At 60.4% G+C, this 3,024-nt stretch carries 2 protein-coding genes; both read right to left on the minus strand.

Translation table 11 applies throughout. The features are described from left to right. A partial coding sequence (locus tag IVB31_RS22520; protein ID WP_247327707.1) for an Ig-like domain-containing protein occupies positions 1-2,581 on the minus strand: 2,581 nt, incomplete at its 3' end. 1 nt (position 2,582) lies between these two features. Continuing rightward, the coding region (locus tag IVB31_RS22525) for a hypothetical protein (RefSeq protein WP_247327708.1) at positions 2,583-3,024 on the minus strand (442 nt) is incomplete at its 5' end.

Below are 3,024 nucleotides of genomic sequence, written 5' to 3' on the forward strand. Positions count from 1 at the left end.
ACGCGTCGGGCACGGCGTAGGCTAAGTGCAAGCGGCTGTCGTAGTAGTCGTTCACGCCAACCGACAGCACATAAAGCCTCGGCGCCGCGGCGGTCTTCTCGCCATCCCACTGGATCGAAACCCCAGCGACCTCAGACGCGATGAGGTTCTTGCTGTTATAGGCTATGGCTTCGATGCGGTTCTCGCCCCGCTCCAGGGCCAGCTTCTGCTTCGCCGTCTGCTTGTCAGACGGCGCTGCACTATCCCCTGCCCCGGTCGCCCCGAGCGGCTTGACGCCGCGGGTTTCGACCCCCAGCGTCACCCCATTGACCCGCCATTCAATCCGCCCGATGCCGCCGCCCTGGTCAGAAATCGAGGCCTCAACCTCCAACTCATCGGTGGGCGACGACGAGCGAGATGCCGGCGAGACTATCGTCACTTTGGGCGCCAGCCCGCTCGCCATCACCTTGTCAAGGTTGAGCTGTGCCGCCGCGGTCTTCAGCTTGCCATTCGGATCGCCTGCCAGCTTTTCATGCACAAGGTCTGGTCTGTACAGGGCGTTGTAGGCCCGGTCGATCCGCTCCGTGTGGAAATCCTGGATCACGTACAGAAGCTCGGCGCCTCGCGACGATGCGTCGAAGAACCCTTCAGGCGTTATGACGACCCATTCGCCGCCGGGGGAGCAAATCAGGCTGGCAAGCTGCTCTCCGGTCGGAAATTCCCAAATCTTGATCTCACCGTCGCTCCCACCGACGATCCGTGCACCATCTTGCGAGAAGGCGATCGACTTGATCGTCGTGGCGTTACCGCGGAGCGAGCCCACCAAGCTACCACTCACGGCATTCCACATCTTGATCGTACCATCGTCACTGACGCCGACAAGGATCTGTGAATCCGGCGAGACTGCAATCGCCTTGACGCGACTGCGATAGTCATCCAGGGTTCTGAGGACACGCCCGCTTGCGACGTCCCACAATCTCAGCGCTCCCCACTGAATTCGGCTGTCCCCATGACAGCCCGCTATAGGCGAACAGGTCACGAAACCGCCAGTCACGAGCACGCGGCCGCCGTTTGCGAAGGCTACCACGTCGTAGGCGTCGCCCTGATGCTTCTCGAACGAACGAATGATCCGGCCGCTTGATGCGTCGACGAGCCTGAGTGTGTCCAAGGAGGACACCGCGACGGTCCTGCCGTCGGGGGTCAGCGCCATCGATATGATCGAATAGGGGCCTGGCAGGCTAACACTCCTTGTGGAATGCCCGGTTCCAAGGCTCCAAAAGCGAACAATCTTCTCCCCGCCAGACAGCAGGGATTGGCCATCGGGGGCAAAGGCGAGCGCGGATATAAACTCCGGGGGTTTGTCAAACTTTCGCAACGTCTTGCCGCTCGAGATGTCCCAGATTGCGATTCCTTCGTAGCTCGAAGTCGCGACCAGTTTGCCATCTGCTGATATGGCCATAACCTGCGAGAGGTTGGTTTCCTCGCCGGATTGATTAAGCAAGCGGCCGGTGGTGAGATCCCATCGTCGCCAGATACGTCCATCCGAAATGAGTGACCGCGCCGATGCGAATGAAACGGGAGCGGCGGCCTCCACCAATCCTTCGAGCTTGCGATCGACCTCTCCGTTGCCGGAATCGCGAAGTACGATGTTCTGGTAGGTCGCAACCGCGACTTGCCGGCCGTCAGGGGAGAACTTCACATCATAGATGCCGGTTTCCTCACCCGACTTCCAGATCGGCTGGCCGCTCGTCGCATTGAACACGATCAGTTCGTGATCCGAGATAACGGCGATGGACTGGCCATCCGGACTGAAGCTCACCCCGACGATCTTCTCACCGAAGCCGGAGATCGAACGTTCGAGGCTTCCACTGGCGGTGTTCCAGACCTTCACTATCTTGTCATCGCCTGCAGCGACAATCCGCTGATTGTTGGGCGAGATGGCGACCGCCGCCACGGCCCCTTGGTAACCGGAGAAGCTGCGGAGCAACTTTCCGCTCTTTGCATCCCAAAATCTTGCGGTCTTGTCATCGCTCGCCGAGGCGATGAAGTTGCCGTCTGCGGAATAGACAATTCGCGTGATTGAATTGGAATGCCCGAACAACGTGCGCTCAACCGTGCCATCCTGGGCCGTCGCGACTTTCAGGACCTGGAATAGCTTGACCCCTTGAAAGACGCTGCTATCGGCCGCGACCTTCTGCCAATCAGGCGATACAGCCATGTGATTGGTGGCGAGATCACGGATTTCGCGTTGCAACTTTCCGCTCGCTATGTCCCAGATGCGGATCGAACCGCTGATCGAGGCGATTGATCTACGGTCCGGAGAGATGCTCACGCTATCGGTGGCTTTGGTGTCACCCGCGAATCGTCTGATAATGCGGCCGCTTGCCACATCCCATATTGCAACGGTCCCGTCGCCCGCGCCCGACGCGATCCATTGTCCATCATTCGAATACGAGATGCTCGTGTAACCGTCGGCCTGCCCAACCGCCGGTACCACAATGGTTTGCGCGTTTGAATCCGAGGCCGTCACGAGTACCGCAACCAGAAGCCCAAGGCGACGCGCAAGCTTACCCGGTTCGATCGATGCCAGCTTCGTGCACATCTCATTGCACCCGCAATAAGGTGTCCTGCGCGACATAGCCGACACGCTTGCCATCCCGCGCCACCAGCATCCAGCCCTGCTCCGTCTTTACCGCTGACACCAGCGTGCCGGGCGCAAGCTGCTCGTTTTTTGCCCTCTTGGCACCGAGCTGCTGGCAGACATCGGCCGGCACGACAACAACGTGGGTCGGCTTGGCGGTGATGCTGGCCGCTGGCGCCTCGTGGCCAGCCGGCAGCAGCGCGACCCTTGACGCTAGCAGGAAATCCGATCCGACAATGCTCATCTGCGGCACTTGCCGCAGCTTGAACGCATCGAAGGTGAGACTCGGGCGCCGGCGGTCGACATATTGAGCAAGCTCGGTCACGTCGATCACCCCATCATTGTTGGCATCGGCCGCATCGAGGCCGGCGAGCAGTGTGTACGTGAACACGCCATGGCCGCGA

The organism is Bradyrhizobium sp. 21 (assembly GCF_023073335.1).
Taxonomy (GTDB): domain Bacteria; phylum Pseudomonadota; class Alphaproteobacteria; order Rhizobiales; family Xanthobacteraceae; genus Bradyrhizobium.